Origin of the sequence: Gillisella vitis (assembly GCF_001541345.2) — a bacterium.
GTDB lineage: Bacteria > Pseudomonadota > Alphaproteobacteria > Rhizobiales > Rhizobiaceae > Allorhizobium > Allorhizobium vitis.
Window position 1 is genome coordinate 71,166 of the sequence record NZ_LMVL02000004.1, and the last position, 22,204, is coordinate 93,369.

The following is a 22,204-nucleotide window of genomic DNA, read 5'->3' on the forward strand; positions in this document are numbered from 1 at the left end:
CTCTACCGAGCGCGACAAAAGCAGGCAGAGAATTGGGATCGATTTTCGCAAAAATCCGACACGAAAACAATAAGATCGAAAGTCTGTCAGATGACATATGAGCCAGACAGACTCTAAAGCGCAGGACCAAAACATCGATATATCTGCACGTTGAAGAGTTTGATGATGAGCATTTCTGCCTGGGCCGGTAACATTGCGGGAAGTGTCAGGAAGCTTGCCAGCTTCTACTGGCCCGCTTTTATTGTGTGCGCTGCGGTTTTCGTCACCATTTTTGCAATCGAAAACCAAAATCGCAAAGCCTATCTGGAAGACAGGAAGGCCGCGATTACCGACAAGCTCAGCCCTGTGCGCGCCCGGCTGGAAGGCAATATCAAGGCTGACATCAAGATGCTCCAGGGCCTGCTTGCCGTGCTCGAAACCGAGCCGGATATGAGCCAGGCGCGGTTTTCCGCCATTGGCCGGCGATTTTTCTCCAGACCCGTGCGGTTGCGCTCAATCAGCCTTTCCTTCGACATGCAGACACGGCTGACCTATCCGTTCATTCTCAACCAGATTGGATATGACTTTACCGCCAACCCCCAGGAGCAAAAAGCCGCCTTGCAGGCCATGCGCAGCAATATCTATGTCATCACCGAGCCGATGAACCTGCCGAACACCGGCAATAGTCTCGTTATCTTTTACCCCATCGCATCATCGAGCCTGAACGAACCGGTCGGCGCGTCTGCGGACTTGCCCGATGACCAGACGTCCCTTCAGGATAAGCCCTTCAGCCATGGCCTGCTGCGCGGCACCGTCGATGTGGAGCGGCTGTTTCGCGAAAGTGGCCTCTATGACCTCGATATGAATGTTGCACTTTACGCCGACTCCGATACGCAAAACGCAACAAACACGGCGTTTTTTGGCGATCCCGCATTGATCGGCGCCAGTGCGGTGCGCATGGAGGTCAGCATTGGCGCCCAGTCCTGGGTGCTGGCGGCAGCCCCCAAGGGCGGCTGGCAACAACCCGCCAACGAAGTCTGGTTCCGCCAATTGGTGATGTTCATCCTGGCACTGACGATCATCACGCCGTTCCTGTGGGTCGCGCATCTGCTGATGGAACGACAGGCCAATATTGCCGAACTGAACGAGCAGGAACGGGAACTGCGTACCCTCTCACAACGATTGCAGATCGCGCTCGATGCCTCGCAAATCGGCGTGTGGGAAATGGATATCGGCAGCCTGGCCCTGACCTGGGACAACCGCATGCGCCAGCTCTACGACTGTGATCCGTCACGGCCGATCGAAACCCGTGAAGACTGGAGCAATTGTCTCCATCCGGAGGACCGGGAAAGTGCCAGCCATGCCCTGGCCACAGCCATCCGCACCGGAGCCAATTACTCGACCGAGTTCCGTATTCTGGATCGCAGCGGCCAGATACGCCATATCCGCTCTTTCGGCTCGATCTATCGCGATGCGGATTTTCGCAAGAAAATCGTCGGGGTGAACTGGAACATCACCGCCGATGTCAAACTGCACGAAGCCCTGCATGACGCCAAAACCGCGCTGGAGGCCCAGAACCACGAGCTGGAAAACGCCCGGCGGATCATGGAACATACCTCCCTGCACGATCCGCTGACCGGACTTGCCAACCGACGCTTCCTCGACCGGCACCTGGCAGACATCGAAGCCATCAGCGGTAGCGGTAAATCTGTGGCTCTGCTGCACATCGATCTCGACAGGTTCAAGGAGATCAACGACACGCTGGGCCATGCGGCGGGTGATGCGATGCTGCGCCATGCCGCAAGCCAGATCAACGCCCATATTTCACCGGGCGATTTTGCGGCACGCATCGGTGGCGACGAATTCGTGGTGGTCAAGCACGATAAGAGCAACCAAACCACAGCTCGCATTCTTGGCGAAGCCCTGATCGATGCCATCAACCAGCCGATCCATTGGGAGGGCCAGGAATGCCGTGTTAGCGCCAGCATCGGTATCGCCCAATCCTACAACAGCCACCCCCATCTGGAACAGGCATTGATCAATGCCGATATCGCGCTTTACGAGGCGAAACGGCGCGGCAAGAACCGGCTGGAATTCTTTTCCGACACGTTGAAGGAAGCGACGCTTTCCACCAAGCGCACCGCCGATGCTATTCTGCGCTCACTGGCCGATCACGATTTTATCCCCTATTTCCAGCCGCAATTTAACGCGCACACCATGCAGATCACCGGTGTCGAGGCGCTGGCGCGCTGGCAACATCCGCAGCTTGGCCTGTTGCCGCCCATCGCATTTCTTTCGGTTGCCGAAAGCCTGAACGTCGTGGCCGCCATCGACAACAGCATTCTCGAACAATCCCTTACCGAGGCCCGGCGCTGGCAGGAGCATGGTCTGGACACACCGCATGTCTCCGTCAATATCTCTGCCCAGAGATTGTTCGATGATGGGCTTGTCGCCCATCTGCGCGATACACCGCTTCCCGCTGGCGGCCTTGCCTTCGAACTGCTGGAATCAATCTCCTTTGACGACAAGGCGGAAGCTGCGGCCACCGCCATCAGCCAGATCAAGATCCTCGGTATCGATATCGAGATCGATGATTTCGGCACCGGCTATTCCTCGATCCTCAGCCTTTTGAAGCTCTCGCCCCGACGGCTGAAAATCGACAGGCAATTGACCCAGCCGATCATCGAGAGCAAGCAACAGCGACGGTTGATCGGCTCCATCGTCGAAATTGGCCGTTCGCTTGGCATTGAAATCATTGCCGAAGGCGTGGAAACCATGCAGCACGCCGAAATTCTGCGGGATCTCGGCTGTCATACCTTGCAGGGCTATGGCCTCGCCCGTCCCATGAACGGCGACGACCTGTTCGCGCTTTTGAAGCGCCGATCTCTCGACCGCAAACAGGATGCCATCGCGCTCTGATGCTTTTTTGAAATGCCTCACTTTTGAACGGAAAAGGGGTCGCCTCGCTTTGCCCTGCATCGTATAGAGAGGCTTGGCGCGACATGCGTGGCCGCCATTTTGCCTATCATTCACAAAGACCCAATCCGTGACAGCATCGACGATTTCCCCCTTGCCTGAAAAAGACAATATAAGAGACAGGCATAACAGCCATGCCCGTGGCCGCGAGAAACTGAAGGCCCATCTGGCCGTTCTGCTGTTTGCCGTATTGCTCGCCACCTCCTTTTCCTTTGGTGGCATGGCGACCCACATGATCGATCCGATTGCGGTCCAGGCCCTGCGCTATATCGTCACCATCGCGCTGACCGCTTTCCTGTGCTTCCGCATCAAGCGTTATCCGCTCAAAGCGCCGCGTCGCCCGGTCCGCTTCGTGATTATCGGGGCGCTGATGGCCACCTATATGATCAGCATGTTCATCGCCCTGCAATTTACTGCCCCTGTGGCGACCGGAGCGATCTTCACAATGATGCCGCTGATGAGCGCAGGTTTCGCCTGGCTATTGATGCGCCAGAAAACCCGTGGCCGGGTGATGGTCAGCCTGGTGATTGCCGCCATCGGGGCAATCTGGGTGATCTTTCGCGGCGATGTGCAGGCGTTAATCCATTTCGACATCGGCAAGGGCGAGCTGATCTACCTCGTCGGCGTCACCGCGCACGCCATCTATGTGCCGCTGCTGCGTAAATTCAACGAGAACGAACCAGCGCTGATCTTCCTGCTCTGGTCGGCGGTGGGGACGCTCGCCTTCATGCTGGTCCCTGGCCTGCCCCGGCTGATCGCCCTTGATTACACCTCGATTTCCTGGCTTGGCTGGGGTCTGGTGCTTTATCTGGCGGTCGTGACGACGCTGATCACTTTCCTGCTGCTGCAATATGCCTCGCAGCGCCTGCCCGCCCCCAAGGTGCTCGCCTATAGCTACCTGACGCCGAGTTTCATCATTCTGCTGGAAGGCGCCATGGGCCATGGCTGGGCGCCGCTGGCGGTGTTTGCCGGGGCGCTGATCACAGCCGCAGGACTTCTCGCCATGGCCCTGCTGCCGGATTGATCCGGCCTCGCGTTCAAATTCCCGGCTGGAGACCTCGCAGGAACAGGCCTTCCAGAAACCGTGCGGCATTCTCGAACCGGTCGTCTTCCGCCGTCCCTGCGCCCAGCACGGCACGCACCTGCACGTCGAAATCGGCGTAATGCTGGGTGGTCGACCAGATCGAAAAAATCAGGTGATAGGGATCGCAGGCGACAAGCTTGCCCGCCATGATCCAGCTGCGGATCACCTCGGCTTTCTCATCGACCAGATCTTTCAACGGTCCTTTCAGCACATCCTCGATGATTGGCGCGCCCTGGAGCACTTCATTGGCAAACAGCCGGCTTTCGCGCGGAAAATCGCGGGCCATTTCCAGCTTACGGCGGATATAGCTGCGGATCTCCTCCTGCGGATCACCCTCGGCATCAAAGGCGCGCAGCGGCTCCAGCCACGTTTCCAGCAGCCTGTCCATCAACAGCCGGTGCATCGCCTCCTTGGTGCGGAAATAATAGAGCAGATTGGGTTTCGACATGCCCGCCACCTCGGCGATCTGGTCGATGGTCGAACCGCGAAAGCCGCGCATGGAAAACACGTCCAGCGCTGCCTGCAGGATGACCTCCTCCTTTTCCTCCTGAATCCGGGTCCGCCTCTGCGTCTTCGATGCCCTGGCAATCGCCATGCTCTCTCCCTGTCTTCCCCATGCCTGCCTGCGCCTTGCTGCTTCCAACCCTGCCCCGGAAGCAACCAGACGCGCCTCAAAAAAAATAGGCGAAAGCTTTGACCGAATTTTTCGCGTTTTTCGGCTTGAGTGCTACGCCGGAAGTTGTAATGTTTACCAATCGGTCAAATATCAATCACTGCCCTCAGAAAGGCAATGGTTGAGACCGAAACAAAGGCTCAAAAATAACAAGAGCTAACAATGATGGGAACAGCGGTTTTCGATGGGCATCGAAATCCCTGCACAAATTAGGAATGATAAAATGACGGCTCACCCCGGTGCGAACCTGCGCGTAAATGCTGACCGGCTGTGGGACAGCCTGATGGACATGGCCAAGATTGGCCCCGGCATTGCTGGCGGCAACAACCGCCAGACCTTGACCGACGAGGATGCTGAAGGCCGCGCCCTGTTCCAGCGCTGGTGCGAAGCGGCAGGCATGACCATGGGCGTGGACCAGATGGGTACGATGTTTGCCACCCGCCCCGGCACCGACCCCGATGCCCTGCCCGTCTACGTCGGCTCCCACCTCGACACCCAGCCCACCGGCGGCAAATATGATGGCGTGTTGGGCGTGCTGGCGGCGCTGGAAGTGGTGCGTTCCATGAACGATCTTGGCGTCAAGACCAAGCATCCGATTGTTGTCACCAACTGGGCCAATGAAGAAGGCGCGCGCTTTGCCCCCGCCATGCTGGCCTCCGGCGTGTTTGCCGGCATGCATACGCTGGATTACGCCTATTCGCGCAAGGACCCCGACGGCAAAACCTACGGCGATGAGTTGAAGCGCATTGGCTGGCTGGGTGAGGAAGAAGTGGGGGCGCGGAAAATGCACGCCTATTTCGAATATCACATTGAACAAGGCCCGATTTTGGAGGCCGAGAACAAGCAGATCGGCGTTGTTACCCACTGTCAGGGTCTATGGTGGCTGGAATTTACCCTCACAGGCCGCGAAGCGCACACTGGCTCCACGCCGATGAACCTTCGCGTCAACGCTGGTCTGGCCATGAGCCGGATTATTGAGATGGTGCAGGACGTGGCGATGAGCGAGCAGCCGGGCGCCGTCGGCGGCGTCGGCCAAGTGTTTTTCTCACCCAACTCGCGCAATGTGCTGCCGGGTAAAGTGGTGTTCACGGTGGATATTCGCACGCCGAGCCAAGAGAAGCTGGACCGGATGCGGGCGAAGATTGAGGCCGAAGCGGCAACAATCTGCGAAGCGCTCGGCGTCGGCTGTTCGGTGGAAGCCGTCGGCCATTTCGACCCCGTCAACTTTGATCCCGCGCTCGTGGGCCGCGTCCGCGATGCGGCTGAACGCTTGGGTTACAGCCACATGAACATCATTTCCGGCGCTGGCCACGATGCCTGCTGGGCAGCACGAGTTGCGCCGTCCACCATGATCATGTGCCCTTGCGTGGGCGGGCTTTCGCACAATGAGGCGGAAGAGATTTCCAAGGATTGGGCCAGTGCGGGGTGTGATGTGTTGTTGCATGCGGTGTTGGAGACGGCGGAGGTTGTGGGGTGATGACAGCATGATCGTTTCGATCTGCCGCTTACCCCCCTCTGCCCTGCCGGGCATCTCCCCCTCAAGGCGGGAAATCAGATAGACGATACGCCCAATCCTCCGACACACGATGCGCTCTAATCCCCACAGCATAAAATAGGGGTGCGAGGCAAACCACAGATCGATCTCCCCCCTTGAGGGGGAGATGGCTGGCAAGCCAGAGGGGGGGGGGGTAAGCGGCAAATCGAAATGCTTGAATGATAACCAAAACAAACACGGGTGAACACACATGAGCACAGTCATCAAAGGCGGCACCGTCGTCACAGCCGATCTCACCTACAAAGCCGATGTGAAGATCGAGGGCGGGATCATCACCGAAATCGGCCCCGATCTTTCCGCCGATACCGTGCTGGACGCCTCCGGCTGTTATATCATGCCGGGTGGCATTGATCCTCATGTGCATCTGGAAATGCCGTTTATGGGCACCTATTCCGCCGATGATTTTGAAAGCGGCACCCGTGCGGGTCTGGCTGGTGGCACCACCATGGTGGTGGATTTCTGTCTGCCCGATCCCGGCCAGTCACTGCTGGAAGCGCTCGCCCGCTGGGATAATAAATCCACCCGCGCCAATTGCGATTATTCCTTCCACATGGCCATCACCTCATGGGATGAGCGCATTTTCAACGAAATGCAGACCATTGTGCAAGACAAGGGCATCAACACCTTCAAACACTTCATGGCCTATAAGGGAGCCTTGATGGTGAATGATGACGAGATGTTCGCCTCCTTCTCGCGCTGCGCCGAGCTGGGCGCACTGCCGCTGGTGCATGCCGAAAATGGCGATGTGGTCGCCGCCATGTCGGCCAAGCTGCTGGCTGAGGGCAATGATGGGCCAGAGGCGCACGCCTATTCCCGCCCGGCTGAAGTGGAGGGCGAAGCCACCAACCGCGCCATTATGCTGGCCGATATGGCGGGCGTTCCGCTCTATGTGGTGCATACGTCTTGCGAGCAGGCCCATGAGGCCATCCGCCGCGCCCGGCAAAAGGGAATGCGCGTCTATGGCGAGCCGCTGATTCAGCATCTGACGCTTGATGAGAGCGAATATTTCGACAAGGATTGGGACCACGCCGCCCGCCGGGTGATGTCGCCGCCGTTCCGCAACAAGCAGCATCAGGATAGCCTCTGGGCTGGCCTGCAATCCGGCTCGCTGTCTTGCGTTGCCACCGACCATTGCGCCTTTACATCAGAGCAGAAGCGGTTTGGTGTCGGCAATTTCACCAAAATCCCCAACGGCACGGGTGGTCTGGAAGATCGCCTGCCCATGCTGTGGACCTATGGCGTGGCAACGGGCCGCTTGACCATGAACGAGTTCGTGGCCGTCACCTCCACCAATATCGCCAAAATCCTCAATATCTATCCGAAAAAGGGCGCGATCCTTGTGGGGGCCGATGCCGATATTGTGGTGTGGGACCCAAAACGCTCCAAGACCATCTCGGCCAGCAACCAGCAATCGGCCATTGATTACAATGTGTTCGAGGGCAAAACCGTCACCGGACTGCCGCGCTTCACGCTCACCCGTGGCGTGGTGGCGATTGAGGAAAGCACCGTGAAAACGCAGGAAGGCCACGGCAAGTTTGTGAAGCGTGAGCCTTATCCGGCGGTGAGCAAGGCGCTGTCTACGTGGAAAGAACTGGTGTCGCCGCGTAAAGTGGAACGCACCGGCATTCCGGCAACGGGAGTGTGAGGATGAGCAAAATCAGGATGGTGAAGGCTTATTTCATCGCCGTTATCGCGGGGATACTCGTTGTCGATGTCATCATTCTAACACTATTTTTGACTGATTTCATTTTAGTAGAAAAAAGCTACTTTTTACCATCTGAAATATTTTCCGGATTCTGGGGTTTAATTATATTATTGTTACTTATATTTGCATACGAATTTCCAATAGCTGCAATTACCGCAGCACCGTTTACGTTGGCATGTATCTTTCTTATTGGAATTACTTGGGATTCAACTCATAGAAACTCAATTATTCTAGGTGCGCTTTGCCCAATAGCATCAATATCATCTTTCAGTATAATTTTTATAATGCCTATGACAGCCGCGGCCGACACTGAAAAATACAGATTTAACGAGTATATTTTGCCAGCCCTGGCTTTAAGTATTCCGTTGATCCCAAGCGGTGCCGTCGCCGGATCGGTCTTCTGGCGTATGGGTCTGCGCCCAAAAGCACCTCAAAATCAACCCGTTCTTCAAAATCAATGATGAGACGTGGACGACCATCATGACAGACAACCCCTACTCCGTCGTCTCCGCCAAAGACCTCTGTCTGACCTTCCAGACCAATGATGGGCCGGTGCATGCGCTGTCCAACGTGGATCTGGAGGTGAAAAAGGGCGATTTCGTTTCCTTCATCGGCCCATCCGGCTGTGGCAAAACCACGTTTTTGCGCGTCATTGCTGACTTGGAAAAGCACACATCCGGCACCATCACCGTCAATGGCATGACGCCGGAAAACGCCCGCAAAGAGCGCTCCTACGGTTATGTGTTTCAGGCGGCAGCGCTCTATCCGTGGCGCACGGTTGAGCAGAACATTGCCCTGCCGCTCGAAATCATGGCCTATAGCCCTGATGAGAAGAAAAAGCGGATTGAGCAGACGCTAGAGCTGGTCAATCTCTCCGGCTTTGGCAAAAAATTCCCCTGGCAGCTCTCCGGCGGCATGCAGCAGCGCGCTTCGATTGCCCGCGCGCTGGCGTTTGATGCTGATCTGTTGTTGATGGATGAACCCTTTGGGGCGCTGGATGAAATTGTCCGCGACCACTTGAACGAGCAATTGCTAAAACTCTGGGATCGCACCAACAAGACCATCTGTTTTGTCACCCACTCGATTCCAGAGGCAGTATATCTCTCCACCAAAATCGTGGTGATGAGCCCCCGGCCCGGTCGCGTCACCGATGTGATCGAATCGACCCTGCCACGGGAGCGGCCGCTGGATATTCGTGAAAGCCCGGAGTTTCTGGCCATTGCCCATCGGGTGCGCGAAGGTCTGCGGGCGGGGCATAGTTATGAGGAATAGACTTCTCCCCATTCTCACCGTCATCCTTGCCATCCTGATCATCTGGCATGTCTTTGTGGTCATTCTCAACGCGCCCTTCGTGCGCGATCAGGCAGCGCGGGCGGGGGAAACCATCACCACCGCGCAAGTGATCGAGCAGACCTTCAATCAGGAACGCCCGGTGCTACCTGCTCCGCACCAGATTATTGCCGAGCTGTGGGATACGGTGATTGATAAGCCAATTACCTCCAAGCGCAGCCTTGTCTACCACGCATGGATCACCCTTTCCGCCACCCTAATGGGCTTTGGCATGGGCACAGCGCTTGGCATTTTGCTGGCCATTGCCATTGTGCATAATCGCGCCGTCGATAAATCGCTGATGCCGTGGGTGATTGCCAGCCAGACTATTCCCATCATTGCCGTGGCCCCGATGATTATTGTGGTGCTGAACGCCATTGGCATTTCAGGCCTGATGCCAAAGGCGCTGATTTCCACCTATCTCTCCTTCTTTCCAGTGGTGGTGGGCATGGTCAAAGGTCTGCGTAGCCCGGATGCTATTTTGATTGATCTGATGCGCACCTATTACGCCAGCAACACCCAGACATTTTGGAAACTGCGCATGCCCGCCGCCATGCCCTATCTGTTCACTTCGCTGAAAGTGGCCATTGCCATCTCGCTGGTGGGAGCCATTGTGGGGGAATTGCCAACCGGCGCTGTCGCGGGCCTTGGTGCCCGGCTGCTTTCTGGCTCTTACTATGGTCAGACGGTGCAAATCTGGGCAGCGCTGTTTATGGCGGCAGGGTTGGCGGCTTTGTTGGTGGCCATCGTCGGGCTTGCCCACACGGCAGTGTTAAAACGCATGGGAGAGCGGGCATGAGTGGCTATCTGCTGTTTGCGCTGATCTTCTGGCTCACCGCCTGGGGCGTGAATGAATGGCTGGTGCGCCAGCATTTCGCCGCCCTGCCTGCCCAGCGCGCCGCCAATATTGCCGTGCCGCTGCTGTTTGGCATCACGCTGCTGGTGATTTGGGAATGCATGGTGCGCGGCTTTGATATCCCCTCCATTCTGCTGCCCGCCCCCAGCATGATCTGGACCCGGCTGATCCACTCCCTGCCCATCCTCTGGGCCGATTTCCAACAGACCTTTTTGAAATCAGTGATCACAGGCTATGTCGCAGGCTGCGGCCTTGGCTTTATCGTGGCCGTGCTGATTGATCGCTCCCCCTTCCTGAAACAGGGCCTGCTGCCGATTGGCAATTTCGTCTCCGCCCTTCCCGTGGTGGGCGTGGCCCCGATCATGGTGATGTGGTTCGGGTTTGATTGGCCGTCCAAAGTCGCGGTCGTGGTGATCATGACCTTCTTCCCCATGCTGGTGAACACCGTGCAGGGCCTGTCTGCGGCCAGTGCCATGGAGCGCGACTTGATGCGCACCTATGCCGCCAGTTGGTGGCAGACGTTGATCAAGCTCCGGCTTCCCGCCGCGTGGCCGTTTATTTTCAACGCCTTGAAAATCAATTCGACACTGGCACTGATCGGCGCGATTGTGGCGGAGTTTTTCGGCACACCCATCGTTGGCATGGGCTTTCGCATTTCCACCGAGGTTGGCCGCAGCAATGTGGATATGGTCTGGGCCGAAATTGCGGTAGCGGCGCTGGCGGGTTCGGTTTTCTATGGTTTGGTGGCGCTGGCTGAAAAAGCCGTCACCTTCTGGCATCCGTCTGTCCGTGGTGGGCAGGTAAGATAAATCGTTGATAACACAAGAGAGGGAACGATCATGAAAAGCAAAATCACCACACTCCTCATGGCCGCCAGCATTTCCATGCTGGCTATGCAGGCCCATGCCGCAGATAAGCTGACCCTGCAATTGAAATGGGTCACACAGGCGCAGTTTGCTGGGTATTACGTCGCCAAAGACAAGGGCTATTACAAAGAAGAAGGCCTTGATGTGGACATCAAGCCCGGCGGCCCGGACATTGCGCCTGCGCAAGTGCTGGCTGGCGGCGGTGCGGATGTGATCGTCGATTGGCTGCCATCCGCCTTGGCCACCCGCGAAAAGGGCGTTCCACTGGTCAATATCGCCCAGCCGTTCAAGCATTCGGGCATGATGCTGACCTGTCTGAAGGAAAGCGGCGTCAAGACACCTGCCGATTTCAAAGGCAAGACACTGGGCGTGTGGTTCTTCGGCAATGAATATCCGTTCCTGTCATGGATGGCGCATCTGGGCATCAAGACCGATGGCAGCGCCGATGGCGTGAAGGTGCTGAAACAGGGCTTCAACGTTGATCCGCTGTTGCAAAAGCAGGCCGCCTGCATTTCCACCATGACCTATAATGAATATTGGCAGGTGATTGATGCCGGCATCAAGCCCGATCAGCTGATCACCTTCCCCTATGAGAAGGAAGGCGTTGCCACGCTGGAAGACGGTCTCTACGTGCTGGAGCCGAAGCTGAAAGACCCGGCCTTCAAGGAAAAGATGGTCAAGTTCGTCCGCGCCTCCATGAAGGGCTGGAAATGGGCTGAAAAGAACCCGGACGACGCAGCTGGTATCGTGCTGGACAACGACGCCTCCGGTGCCCAGACCGAAAAGCATCAGAAGCGGATGATGAGTGAAGTGGCCAAGCTGACGGAAGGCTCCAAGGGCGCGTTGGATGAGGCCGATTACAAGCGCACCGTGGCCACCCTGCTCGGCGGCGGTTCCGATCCTGTCATATCCAAGGAACCCGTGGGTGCTTATACCCATGAAATCACCGATGCCGCACTGAAATAGGCAGATCCAACTTTCAATTTTATCGTGTATTCGCCGCCAGGATTCTCATCCCGCTCCCTGGCGGCGGGTTTGCCAGAGGCTGACCGGGCCACCCAGCTGAGCCTGCTCTAACCCTCTTATTTCATGGGATTTTCATATTGGCACAGGCCCGACCACCGCGTGCGGGCAAAACCGGGTTTACCACACAAGCCGATCCGCAATCAGGTCGAAGCCGCTCGTTTCCCTTTAACTATTATTGCAATGCAACCCTCTTGCTGCACCGGCTCTATCTGCGGCGGGATTGCGCTGCAACCGCCCGTGTCGTAACGTAACCCTATTAAAAACCCGGGTTTTCCGTTGATCGGCAAACCTGACATTGTATTTAAAGCCATTTCGATAATATTAGCGTATTGTGGGTTTTCCATAGATCCCAAATAGATCCCAAGGGATTTGAATAGACATGTTTGAAATCGTATCGTCGGTCGCAACACGCCCCGGGAAAAAGGCTCGCGCCCACCTAGCCTTTGTCCGCAAGGCCTCGAGCCAGCGTGACAGGTCGCGCCGTAATCGATCGGACACTGGGAGGATACCTGAGGTGACGGACAGCAGGGTTGGAACTTTGCACGTGAGACCGATCATCCTCGTTCTGGCGCTGCTGCTATCGGTCAGCCAGGGCGGTTTTATATCTGCCGCGAACGCGCAATCTCCCGCACCCGCAGCCAGCACCGATGCCCAGCTCCCGGCCATCGTCGTTGCCAAAGCCAGCACCCAGAGCCTGACCGACAAGGTGATCGGCACCGGAAGCATCAAGGCGGTGGAGGAAATTTACATCCAGCCTGAAGTGGATGGAATAGCCATTCGCAATCTCCTGGCCGATGTCGGCGACAAGGTGAAGGCGGGTCAGGTCCTGGCGACGCTGGACGGAGACAGCCTGATCCTGCAAAAGGCGCAGTATGCCGCCAATCAGGCCAAGGCCGAGGCCTCGCTTGCGCAATACAAGATCCAGTTGATTGATGCTCAGGCCAGTGCCGCAGAATCGGAACGGCAATTGGCGCGCGGCCAGTCGCTGGTCTCGGGTGGCACGATTTCCACCGCTCAGGTCCAGCAATATGAGACCTCCGCCATCAATGCCCGCAACAAGGTGGACAGCGCCCGCCAGTCCATCGCCATTGCCGAGGCAGAGTTGAAAGTGGTGATCAGCCAGGTCGCGGATCTCAACCTGAAACTGGCCCGCACCGATATCAAGGCGCCGTTCGGCGGGTTGATCACCGCCCGCAATGCCCGCATCGGCGCCATAGCTGCCGGCTCCGGCCAGCCGCTGTTCACCATTATCCGCGATAGCAAGATCGAGTTGGTGGCCGAAGTGTCCGAAAGCGATATGCAAAAAATGCGGATCGGCCAACCGGCCGAAATCGCCATTGCCGGACAGGCAACGCCGATCAGCGGCCATGTGCGGCTGATCTCTCCCGCCGTCAGCCCGACCACCAGGCTCGGCGAGGTGCATATTCTGCTCGATGATAGCGATGCCGCCCGTCAGGGCATGTATGCCAGTGCCTTGATCACCATCACCTCCGCCTCAGGCATTGCCCTGCCCTTGTCCGCAATCGATAGCGGCAAGGCCGGAAGCTTTACCCGCGTCGTTGATAATGGCGTGGTCCGGCAGGTGAAAATCGAGACCGGCATTATCGAAAACGGCTTTATCCTGGTGACATCAGGCGTCAAGCCGGGCGATCTGGTGGTGCTGAAAGCAGGGGCTTTCGTGCGCGATGGCGACAAGGTCAGGCCGGTGCTCGAAACCGTGAGCCAGACCGGCGCAATATCCAACTGACGAGGCAAGACGATGAATTTCTCCGCCTGGTCAATCCGCAATCCGATAGCACCCCTGCTGGGCTTCTTCCTGCTGATGGTGCTGGGCATCCAGTCCTTCAACAGCCTGCCCATTACCCGCTTTCCGAATATCGATGTCGCCGTCGTGTCGATCAGCGTCACCCAGAGCGGGGCGTCGCCGTCGGAACTGGAAATGCAGGTGACCAAGGAAATCGAGGATGCCGTCGCCTCGATCAACGGCGTCGACGAGATTTCCTCCAAGGTCAATGACGGCGTGTCGGTCACCTCTGTGGTGTTCCGCATCGAAATTCCCACCCAGCAGGCCGTTCAGGATGTCAAAGATGCGGTGGATCGGATCCGTAACGATCTGCCCGCCGGCGTCGATGAGCCGATCGTCAACAAAGTCGATGTCGAAGGCCAGGCAATCCAGACCTTTGCCGTCTCCGCCCCGAACATGACACTCGAGGAATTGTCGTGGTTCGTCGATGACACGATCAAACGCGCGCTCCAGGGCCAGAAAGGCATTGGCCGCATCGACCGTATCGGTGGTGCCGACCGCGAGATCAGGATCGAGCTGGACCCGGACCGGCTGAACGCGCTGGGCATTACCGCCGCCGACGTCAACAAGCAATTGCGCGGCACCAATGTCGATATCGGCTCGGGCCGGGGTCAGGTGGCTGGTGCCGAACAGGCGATCCGCGTGCTGGGCGATACCCGTAATGTCCCGGCGCTCGCCAACACCACCATTGCCATTTCCTCGGACCGGTTCGTCAAGCTTGCCGATCTTGGCCGGATCATCGACACCTATACGGAGCCGAAAAGTTTTGCCCTGCTGGACAACCAGCCGGTGGTGTCCTTCTCGATCTTCCGCTCCAAAGGCGCCTCCGACGTCGCCGTCGCCGAACTGGTGGCCAAGAGCCTCGATGAGGTGCGAGCCAAAAATCCTGATGTTGGCATCAACCTGATCAGCGATTTCGTCTACTTCACCTATGGCAATTACACCGCCGCCATCGATACCCTGCTGGAAGGGGCAATTCTGGCGGTCATCGTGGTGTTCCTGTTCCTGAAAAACTGGCGGGCAACGCTTATTTCGGCCATTGCCCTACCGCTTTCCGCCATACCGACCTTCTGGATTCTCGAGATGATGGGCTTTTCGCTCAATCTCGTCAGCTTCCTCGCCCTGACACTGGCGACCGGCATTCTGGTGGACGACGCCATCGTCGAAATCGAAAACATCGCCCGCCATATCAAGATGGGCAAGACGCCCTATCGAGCCGCTATCGAGGCAGCCGACGAAATCGGCCTTGCCGTCATCGCTACGACCTTCACCATCGTAGCCGTCTTCGTGCCCGTGTCCTTCATGGGCGGCATTCCCGGTCAGTATTTCATCCAGTTCGGCCTGACGGTCGCCTTTTCCGTGCTGTTTTCGCTGCTGGTCGCACGGCTGATCACTCCGATGATGGCCGCCTACCTGATGCGGCCGGAAGACGGCCATGATGAGGACGAAGGGCAGGAAGGCCGCTTCATGCGGCGCTACACAAGGCTTGTCAGTGCCACCACCCGCACCTGGCAGCGCCGCTATCTGACGCTGGCGGCAGCGCTGGTGTTCCTAGTGGTATCGGTCGGCCTGCTGATGCAGGTTCCAACCAGCTTCATGCCTCCAGAAGATGCCGGGCGCATTACGCTTTCGGTGGAATTACCGCCCAATGCCACACTGAATGAGACCGAAAACCGCGTCCGGCAGATCACCGAGACCTTGAAACCGCTTGCCGGCGTGCAATCGGTCTTTGTCCAGGGCGGCACCTCGCCCAGTGGAGATCTGGAATTGCGGCGAGCGTCGGTGACCCTGCAATTGTTCCGCATCGAACATTCGCTGGTCAAAACCGTGGTCAACAAACTGATCGGTGGCCTGCCGCTGATCGGCCCGTACCTGCCGAAAATGGCCGTTGATGGACGCACGATCCCGCAATGGCAGATCGAAAAACTGGTCTTTGCCAAGCTGCGTGACATTCCCGATATTCGCGTCCAGAAGATGAACGATCGCGGTGCCCGCGACATGGCATTCTACTTCCTCTCCAAGAACGAAGAGGATCTGACCGAGGCAGTCAGCATCTTGGAGGCGAAATTGCGCACCGTGCCGGTGCTGGCCAATGTCAGCGCCGATGGCTCACTGCCGCGCCCGGAATTACAGATCCGTCCGAAAACCGATGAAATGGCAAGACTGGGCATTACCGCCCAGCAGGTTTCCGAAACCCTTCGCGTCGCAACCATCGGCGATATCGATGCGCAATTGCCGAAAATCTCGCTGGATGGCCGGCTGATCCCGATCCGGGTTCAGGCGGCGCTTGGCCAGCGTCGCGATCTGGGCGCCATAAGGGCGTTGAAAATCAAGAGTGCGTCCGGTTCCATGGTGCCGCTCTCCACCGTGGTTGATATCGATTACACCCAAGGCATCAGTTCGATCAAACGCAATCACCGCGACCGTGTCGTCTCGATTGGGGCCGACCTACCGCAAGGCGTGGCTCTCGATACGGCGACGGCGGCGTTCAAGCAGGCGGTTGCCGCCGCCAAGATTCCCGCCAGCGTCTATCTGAAGGAAACTGGCGACACCAAGGTCCAGAAGGAAATGCTGGCGAGCTTCGTCAATGCGATGATCCTTGGCCTGCTGCTGGTGTTGATCGTGCTGATCCTGCTGTTCAAGGACATCATCCAGCCCTTCACTATTCTGCTGTCGCTGCCGCTGGCCGTCGGCGGCGTGGCCGTGGCGCTGATCATCACCCATAATGCACTGTCAATGCCCGTGCTGATCGGTATCCTGATGCTGATGGGGATCGTCACCAAGAACGCCATCCTGCTGATCGATTTTGCCATCGAAATGCGCCGCCATGGCATGGAACGTGTCGAAGCGATGGTCGAGGCAGGCCGCAAGCGCGCCAGACCGATCATCATGACCTCGATTGCCATGTCGGCGGGCATGCTGCCTTCGGCGCTGGGCGTTGGCGAAGGCGGCTCTTTCCGCTCGCCCATGGCCATCGCCGTGATCGGCGGCATCATCGTCTCGACGGTGATGAGCCTTGTCGTCGTCCCCTCCTTCTTCCTTGTCATGGACGATCTGTCGCGCCTGCTGAGCGCAATCTTCGGCAGACTGGTCGGTGCCAAGGAACAGGAACGAGAGCCGCTCGATACCGCCACACTCACCGATTTGCACGACCAGACCTCGGCCCAGATCTCCACGCTCGAAGCCCGCATGGATGGCCTGGAAGCCGGTGCTGCCCATCCACCAAGACGCCTCTCAGCGGGACCGTTCGGACGGGATTGAGACGAAAATCCACTGAAAATGACAGATCCCACAAGGCGATACAGCAGCCATAGCGTATCGCCTTGTGCCGTGTTCAGTTTTCCACCCGACGCTCTCTGCTGAATCCGTTGAACGGAGCTGCAATCACGCAAACCTGTGATTGAAATTGGCTATTGATCGAAATCAAACCATTGGCCCGATTTTCCCATTAGATTACCCCCATCGACCAGTGGCGGGGGGCCGATGGTGGAAAAGAGGGCGCCGTCTTGCACCAATGGGAACAGCTATGATGTCCCGCGCAAGACCGAGCCGTCGCGACCACCCATTCCCCTTATGAACCATACCGCTATCAGGCGGGCGCTGCTGCGCAAGGGCTGAAGGAAAAGGACGGTCTGGCCGTGAACAAGGTTTTGAATTTGAACAGTCGCGATCGCAATATTCTGGTAAAATCACCCCTGATGGCCACGCTCGGCCCGGGCTCTCTCAACCGGATGCTGGAACTGGCGACAGTGTTGAGCTTCGAGGCGCGCGATATTCTGTTTCGCGAGGGTGACCCTGCCGATTATTTCTATTGCGTGCTGACCGGCTATGTCCGCCTTTACCGCCTGAACAAGGACGGACGCGAAGCCGATATCCGCATCAGCGGCAGTGGCGACACTTTTGCCGAAAGCCTTTTGGCCATGGGTGATGCCTATCACTATAACGCCCAGGCGGCTGAACATGTGACGGTGGCGCGATTTGACCTTGCCAAAGTACGCCAGCTTGCAGAGCAGGAAAACGACATTGCCCGTTCAGTGATCCGCTGCCTGTCCAATTATCTGCGCAGCACCATGGATTGCATCGCCAATGACCGACTGCAAACCGCTCCGCAACGCGTGGCACAATATCTGATCGACAATTGCCCCAATAGCGGCGGTGCCGTGTCGATCCGCCTGCCCTTCCAGAAAAGCCTGCTGGCTGGCAAGCTGGGCCTTGCACCCGAAGCCCTGTCACGCGCCTTTTCCACCCTGCGGCATAGCGGCGTCACTGTGCGCGGTCGGATGGTCCAGATCAACGATGTCAACACACTCCGACAGATTTGACAGGCATCGCATCACCCAAAGGTGTCGCGTGACGAGCCATTCCCCTGACATCAGGCCGTAACGAAGCGCCAACCAGTGTCCGCACTCTCTACCCGCACGAAACCGGAAACATGGCCGCCTGAGGCAATCCAGCCCTTTTCGATCGCCTGTGAGAAGATGGTGCGGCGGCTGTCGGCGCCCTGCCGTGCATCCGCGTCATAGATGAAGCAGAAATCGGGATCTTCAAGCTGAAGCGCGGGAGCGTGGACCAGATCGCCCCAAAGAACGAGCTTTTCCGTGCCCTCGCCAATGAGATAACCGGAATGACCAGGGGTGTGGCCGGGCATGGATACCATTTCTATCCCGGGAATCACTGGCCCTTCCAGAACAGGTCGCACGCGATCCGGGTAGGTTTCCAGCAGGCGGGCAGCGATGTCGAAGCCACCACGCCGATAGATGGGGACAGTCTCCTTCAGTTCAACTTTCGTAAAATAGGCCAGATCCGCTTCCGGAACGACAATTTCCGCCTCCGGGAAATATTGTCCGGCCTGGTCAAAAAGGCCCAGCGCATGGTCGCCATGCAAATGGGTGAGGAGAACCCGGCGCACATCAGCGCGGCTAATTCCAGCCCCTTCGAGCGCTGCCCTTCCAAGCCCCAGTTCAGGCCCCCAATAAGGGCCGGTTCCTGCATCGACCAGCGTAATGCCGTCAGCGCCCGACAGCACGAAGAAATTGACGTCCATGTCGATGGTAGGTGCTGGCCACGCCGCAACCGCCGCATTTCGCACCACGTCACTGCTGGCGTGATCCAGATGTTCAATCGGCGCCCGAAACACGCCATCGACCATGATCGTTACATCATAGCGTCCGAAACGACGTATATCCGTCATGTCAAAGGCCCCCATGGCTTTCAAGGAAGCGAACGATGTGATCGACACCCTCTCCGCGTTTCAGATCGGTGAAAACAAATGGCTTGCTCTCGCGCATACGGGCTGCATCTCGATCCATTACATCGAGATCGACCTCGACATAAGGCGCCAAGTCTTTCTTGTTGATGACCAGCAAATCCGAGCGGGTGATGCCCGGTCCACCCTTGCGGGGAATTTCCTCGCCCTGACAGACCGAGATCACGTAGATCGTCACATCGGCCAGATCGGGTGAAAAGGTCGCGGCCAGATTGTCGCCGCCGGATTCGATGAAAATCACGTCGAGATCGGGAATGCGCTCGTTCAGTCCGGCAATCGCCTGGAGATTGATCGACGCATCCTCCCGGATCGCCGTATGCGGACAGCCGCCGGTCTCCACCCCCACCACCCGGTCGGAAGACAGCGCTTGCATACGGATCAAAGCGTCGGCATCCTCGCGGGTATAGATATCATTGGTGACGACGGCCACCGAATAGCGGTCGCGCATCGCCTTGCACAGCTTTTCCGTCAGCGCCGTCTTGCCTGAGCCGACCGGGCCACCAATTCCAACCCGCAACGGACCATTTGCCGATTTCATGCTTTTCCCCTTGTTATTATCCAAGCTTCTTAAGCTGGCGATATCACGACCGGAACAGTCGCACAGATTGACCTTCATGGCGCGCCGAAACGATGTCCGCGGCAATCGTGGCGCTTCCAAGATCGTCCAACTCCGACTGAACGGCCCGGACAGCCATCCTTTCCACAGGCGCCTCCAGCCGCGACAGAATGGCGAGGCCGCCGGTCTGGCCGATCAGGCTGAGGCGAATACCCGCCGACACCTGCTGCGACAGGGCTGCATGCAAATAGGCGGCAAGCACGGCTTCGCAACCTATCCCCTGGCAGGCGCCCACCGCCCCCACCGCCACCGGATAGGCAACCGGACCGGACGACAGGACCGAGAACGGGTCGGCCCAGGCGCGGGCCGCATCGCGAAACGCCGCGCCAAGTGCCGTGGTTTCCTGATAGCGCTCCCGAGAGCCGGCCAGCGCCAACGCCAAATCCGACACCTCGGTTAGGGACTGCGGCACATTCCAAACCCGCCAGGCCTCAGCCAGAAGCACAGCATCATTCCAAACTGCGCCATGATCCAGCAGCGACGTCAGCCAGGCCAGCAACGCCTCTTGCCGTCCGGTGGCGGTGCCGTCACCATCGATCAACCCATCCTCGACCGCCCTCTCCAGCCCGCCGGAATAGGCAAAACCACCCACGGGAAAGGCTGGCGAGAGCCATGTCATCAGCCGGATCAGGCCGAGCGTGTCGAGAACAATGGTCATTGTCGATCAGGAATGGGCGTGATGGGCATGTGACCCATGGCTATGATAAGCGCCACGCACCGGCTGAAACGGCTCCACCACCTCGCTGACCGCAGCACCCAAGCCCTCCAGCATGGCGCGGATCACCGGATCACGACCGATCAGGATGCGATCCAGCTCGATCTGAGCAGGGAGATGGCGGTTGCCAAGATGCCAGGCCAGTTCCAGCAGATGCTGCCCATCGCGCGGTTCAATCGCGTAGAGCCGCTCATCGGCGGCCTTCACCGCGATCTGGTCGCCGTTTTCAAGCACCAGGCGGTCGCCATCGGCAAACAGCACCGCTTCTTTCAGGTCCAGCATCACCATCTCGCCATCGGCCAGATGCAGCAGCTTACGACGCAAATGGCGCATGTCATGGGCCAGAACAACCGTTGATGCCGCCGGATCGAGGGCATCTGAGGCCGGAAGATAAGAGATAACACGCAGCATCGGCACTCCATGGCCCTGCGGATCGCCAGTGGCTCCGCAACGCAGATATCAATTTCCTAAACCGGATTTGGCCGACAGCCTTTTAGCGAGGCTCCGTCCTTGGCAAGCGCCAAGTTTGCGCAAAATAAGGCCGGGCGCAACAGGCAAATGGATCTACGTCACCTGTTATCGCAAATATCAAATCAATGATCGGGCCGTTCAGGAGACGGCCTGGATAGACTGCTTCAACGGTTGCGGGCCATGGGTCATTTCATGCACGATACAGTTGCGTCCATTGGCCTTGGCACGGTAAAGCGCGCGGTCGGCGGCCGCGTAGACCACTTCCGGCCGCCTTTCAGGCGAAATTTCCGCAACCCCGATCGAGATCGAGGTCGAAATCAGCCGACCGTCGAAGTGCAGCCGAAGGTCGGAAATACTGCGGCGGATCATGTCGATCCGCTCAAACCGCTGCTGGATCGTCTCGCCTTGGATGATCAAACCGAATTCCTCGCCGCCAAGCCGGGCCGTGACATGCGGATCATGGGCGAAATGGCACAGAATATCTGCCACGGCCCGAATGACGAAATCGCCGGCGCTGTGGCCGTAGGCATCATTGATCGACTTGAACCAATCGAGATCGGCGATGGCCAGCGAAGCGTTCCCATCCGTCTGGTCCAGCGCTTCCGAAAAGGCGCGCCGGTTCAGCAGGCCGGACAGACCGTCAATCCGGCTCAAATGCTCGTATTTGGCCTTGGCGATGGCAAGACTGCGGATTTCACGCGCCACGAAGACACCTGTAAACGTCGCCACGAAACTGCCCAACAGCCAGCTCATCGCCACGCTGAGTTTGACCGCGTCGATGAGCGGCATCGGCATCAGACCCAATACCCAACAGAACGGCAGGGCGACGATTTGAAAGCCCAGAGCAAGCGAAACGGAGGAAAACATCAAGTGCATGACGAAGCTGAAAACATTTCCCCGTTGCGAAAGATCTTCAAATCCTCGGCGCAGCGAAAGCCAGTTCAATATTCGAATCAATTGCCGCCCCCTTCTCTGCTTTTCTCTGGGATAGGCCTGTTTTGTGTGTCGTTTCCTAAATCATTACCTAGAATTTTAACGATTGATTGTATGGGCCATCGCATCATTTCAATACACGAACAGCCAAAACAGATCATCCGGGCAAAGACAGGGGCGCGCCTGCATAAAGCGATACAGCCAAGCGTTTTGCACCATGTCGGGTGGGCGTGCTGTCTTGGAAATACCAGCCGTCTGTGCATCACCGAAATGAAAAAACCCGGCACGAAGCCGGGTTTTTTTGGTCTCACAGAGGTGTTTAACCACGCGTAAGGAGGTTCTTTGAAAAT

General features: G+C 57.8%; 19 protein-coding genes. 13 read left to right on the forward strand and 6 right to left on the reverse strand.

Annotation, left to right across the window (positions count from 1 at the left end; genetic code table 11):
* Nucleotides 1-162 precede the first annotated feature (162 nt).
* On the forward strand, nt 163-2,898 hold the full coding sequence (locus ASB66_RS15095; protein WP_114386696.1) for a bifunctional diguanylate cyclase/phosphodiesterase: 2,736 nt from the start codon (nt 163-165) through the stop codon (nt 2,896-2,898).
* A gap of 127 nt (nt 2,899-3,025) precedes the next feature.
* A complete protein-coding gene (locus ASB66_RS15100; protein WP_060718107.1) occupies nt 3,026-3,979 on the forward strand; it encodes a DMT family transporter in 954 nt (317 codons plus the stop codon).
* A gap of 13 nt (nt 3,980-3,992) precedes the next feature.
* Here ASB66_RS15100 and ASB66_RS15105 read toward each other — a convergent pair whose 3' ends face one another.
* The gene (locus ASB66_RS15105) at nt 3,993-4,634 is read right to left on the reverse strand and encodes a TetR family transcriptional regulator C-terminal domain-containing protein (protein WP_060718108.1); all 642 of its coding nucleotides are present in this window, start codon (nt 4,632-4,634) and stop codon (nt 3,993-3,995) included.
* A 301-nt stretch (nt 4,635-4,935) separates the two neighbouring features.
* Between ASB66_RS15105 and ASB66_RS15110 the strand changes: the two genes are divergently transcribed.
* From ASB66_RS15110 to ASB66_RS15160, 10 genes are all read left to right on the forward strand, one after another.
* Nucleotides 4,936-6,189 carry a Zn-dependent hydrolase gene (locus ASB66_RS15110; RefSeq protein ID WP_060718465.1) on the forward strand — a complete coding sequence of 418 codons (1,254 nt, stop codon included), beginning with the start codon at nt 4,936-4,938 and terminating at the stop codon, nt 6,187-6,189.
* Nucleotides 6,190-6,457: 268 nt separating this feature from the next.
* Nucleotides 6,458-7,912: a dihydropyrimidinase gene (gene hydA / locus ASB66_RS15120; protein WP_060718109.1), complete on the forward strand. Its 1,455-nt coding sequence runs from the start codon at nt 6,458-6,460 to the stop codon at nt 7,910-7,912.
* A gap of 2 nt (nt 7,913-7,914) precedes the next feature.
* A complete protein-coding gene (locus ASB66_RS15125) occupies nt 7,915-8,433 on the forward strand; it encodes a hypothetical protein (RefSeq protein ID WP_060718110.1) in 519 nt (172 codons plus the stop codon).
* Between the two features lie 19 nt (nt 8,434-8,452).
* On the forward strand, nt 8,453-9,244 hold the full coding sequence (locus ASB66_RS15130) for an ABC transporter ATP-binding protein (RefSeq protein WP_060718111.1): 792 nt from the start codon (nt 8,453-8,455) through the stop codon (nt 9,242-9,244).
* A complete protein-coding gene (locus tag ASB66_RS15135) occupies nt 9,234-10,100 on the forward strand; it encodes an ABC transporter permease (RefSeq protein ID WP_060718112.1) in 867 nt (288 codons plus the stop codon). The genes ASB66_RS15130 and ASB66_RS15135 overlap by 11 nt, the downstream gene beginning before the upstream one ends.
* A complete protein-coding gene (locus ASB66_RS15140) occupies nt 10,097-10,966 on the forward strand; it encodes an ABC transporter permease (protein WP_060718113.1) in 870 nt (289 codons plus the stop codon). Before ASB66_RS15135 ends, ASB66_RS15140 begins: the two co-directional genes overlap by 4 nt.
* Before the next feature lie 30 nt (nt 10,967-10,996).
* Nucleotides 10,997-11,989: an ABC transporter substrate-binding protein gene (locus tag ASB66_RS15145; protein WP_060718114.1), complete on the forward strand. Its 993-nt coding sequence runs from the start codon at nt 10,997-10,999 to the stop codon at nt 11,987-11,989.
* Nucleotides 11,990-12,593: 604 nt separating this feature from the next.
* The gene (locus ASB66_RS15150) at nt 12,594-13,796 is read left to right on the forward strand and encodes an efflux RND transporter periplasmic adaptor subunit (RefSeq protein WP_411910077.1); all 1,203 of its coding nucleotides are present in this window, start codon (nt 12,594-12,596) and stop codon (nt 13,794-13,796) included.
* Between the two features lie 12 nt (nt 13,797-13,808).
* Nucleotides 13,809-17,114, forward strand: a complete 3,306-nt coding sequence (locus ASB66_RS15155) for an efflux RND transporter permease subunit (RefSeq protein WP_060718116.1) — start codon at nt 13,809-13,811, stop codon at nt 17,112-17,114.
* Between the two features lie 371 nt (nt 17,115-17,485).
* On the forward strand, nt 17,486-18,175 hold the full coding sequence (locus ASB66_RS15160; protein WP_060718117.1) for a Crp/Fnr family transcriptional regulator: 690 nt from the start codon (nt 17,486-17,488) through the stop codon (nt 18,173-18,175).
* Between the two features lie 50 nt (nt 18,176-18,225).
* Here the strand turns inward: ASB66_RS15160 and aidB are convergent, their stop codons facing one another.
* The 5 genes from aidB to ASB66_RS15185 all read right to left on the reverse strand — a co-directional run bounded on the left by aidB (nt 18,226) and on the right by ASB66_RS15185 (nt 21,716).
* Entirely contained in the window at nt 18,226-19,044 is an 819-nt protein-coding gene (aidB, locus tag ASB66_RS15165; protein WP_060718466.1) for an AidB family quorum-quenching N-acyl homoserine lactonase, read from the reverse strand.
* A 1-nt stretch (nt 19,045) separates the two neighbouring features.
* The gene (gene ureG / locus ASB66_RS15170; protein ID WP_060718118.1) at nt 19,046-19,657 is read right to left on the reverse strand and encodes an urease accessory protein UreG; all 612 of its coding nucleotides are present in this window, start codon (nt 19,655-19,657) and stop codon (nt 19,046-19,048) included.
* Between the two features lie 43 nt (nt 19,658-19,700).
* A complete protein-coding gene (locus ASB66_RS15175; RefSeq protein WP_060718119.1) occupies nt 19,701-20,393 on the reverse strand; it encodes an urease accessory protein UreF in 693 nt (230 codons plus the stop codon).
* A 6-nt stretch (nt 20,394-20,399) separates the two neighbouring features.
* The gene (gene ureE, locus ASB66_RS15180) at nt 20,400-20,861 is read right to left on the reverse strand and encodes an urease accessory protein UreE (protein ID WP_060718120.1); all 462 of its coding nucleotides are present in this window, start codon (nt 20,859-20,861) and stop codon (nt 20,400-20,402) included.
* A 198-nt stretch (nt 20,862-21,059) separates the two neighbouring features.
* Entirely contained in the window at nt 21,060-21,716 is a 657-nt protein-coding gene (locus ASB66_RS15185) for a GGDEF domain-containing protein (protein WP_158544220.1), read from the reverse strand.
* 75 nt (nt 21,717-21,791) lie between these two features.
* Here ASB66_RS15185 and ASB66_RS26085 point away from each other — a divergent pair, with 75 nt between their 5' ends.
* The gene (locus ASB66_RS26085) at nt 21,792-22,187 is read left to right on the forward strand and encodes a hypothetical protein (RefSeq protein WP_147274048.1); all 396 of its coding nucleotides are present in this window, start codon (nt 21,792-21,794) and stop codon (nt 22,185-22,187) included.
* Nucleotides 22,188-22,204: the final 17 nt, after the last annotated feature.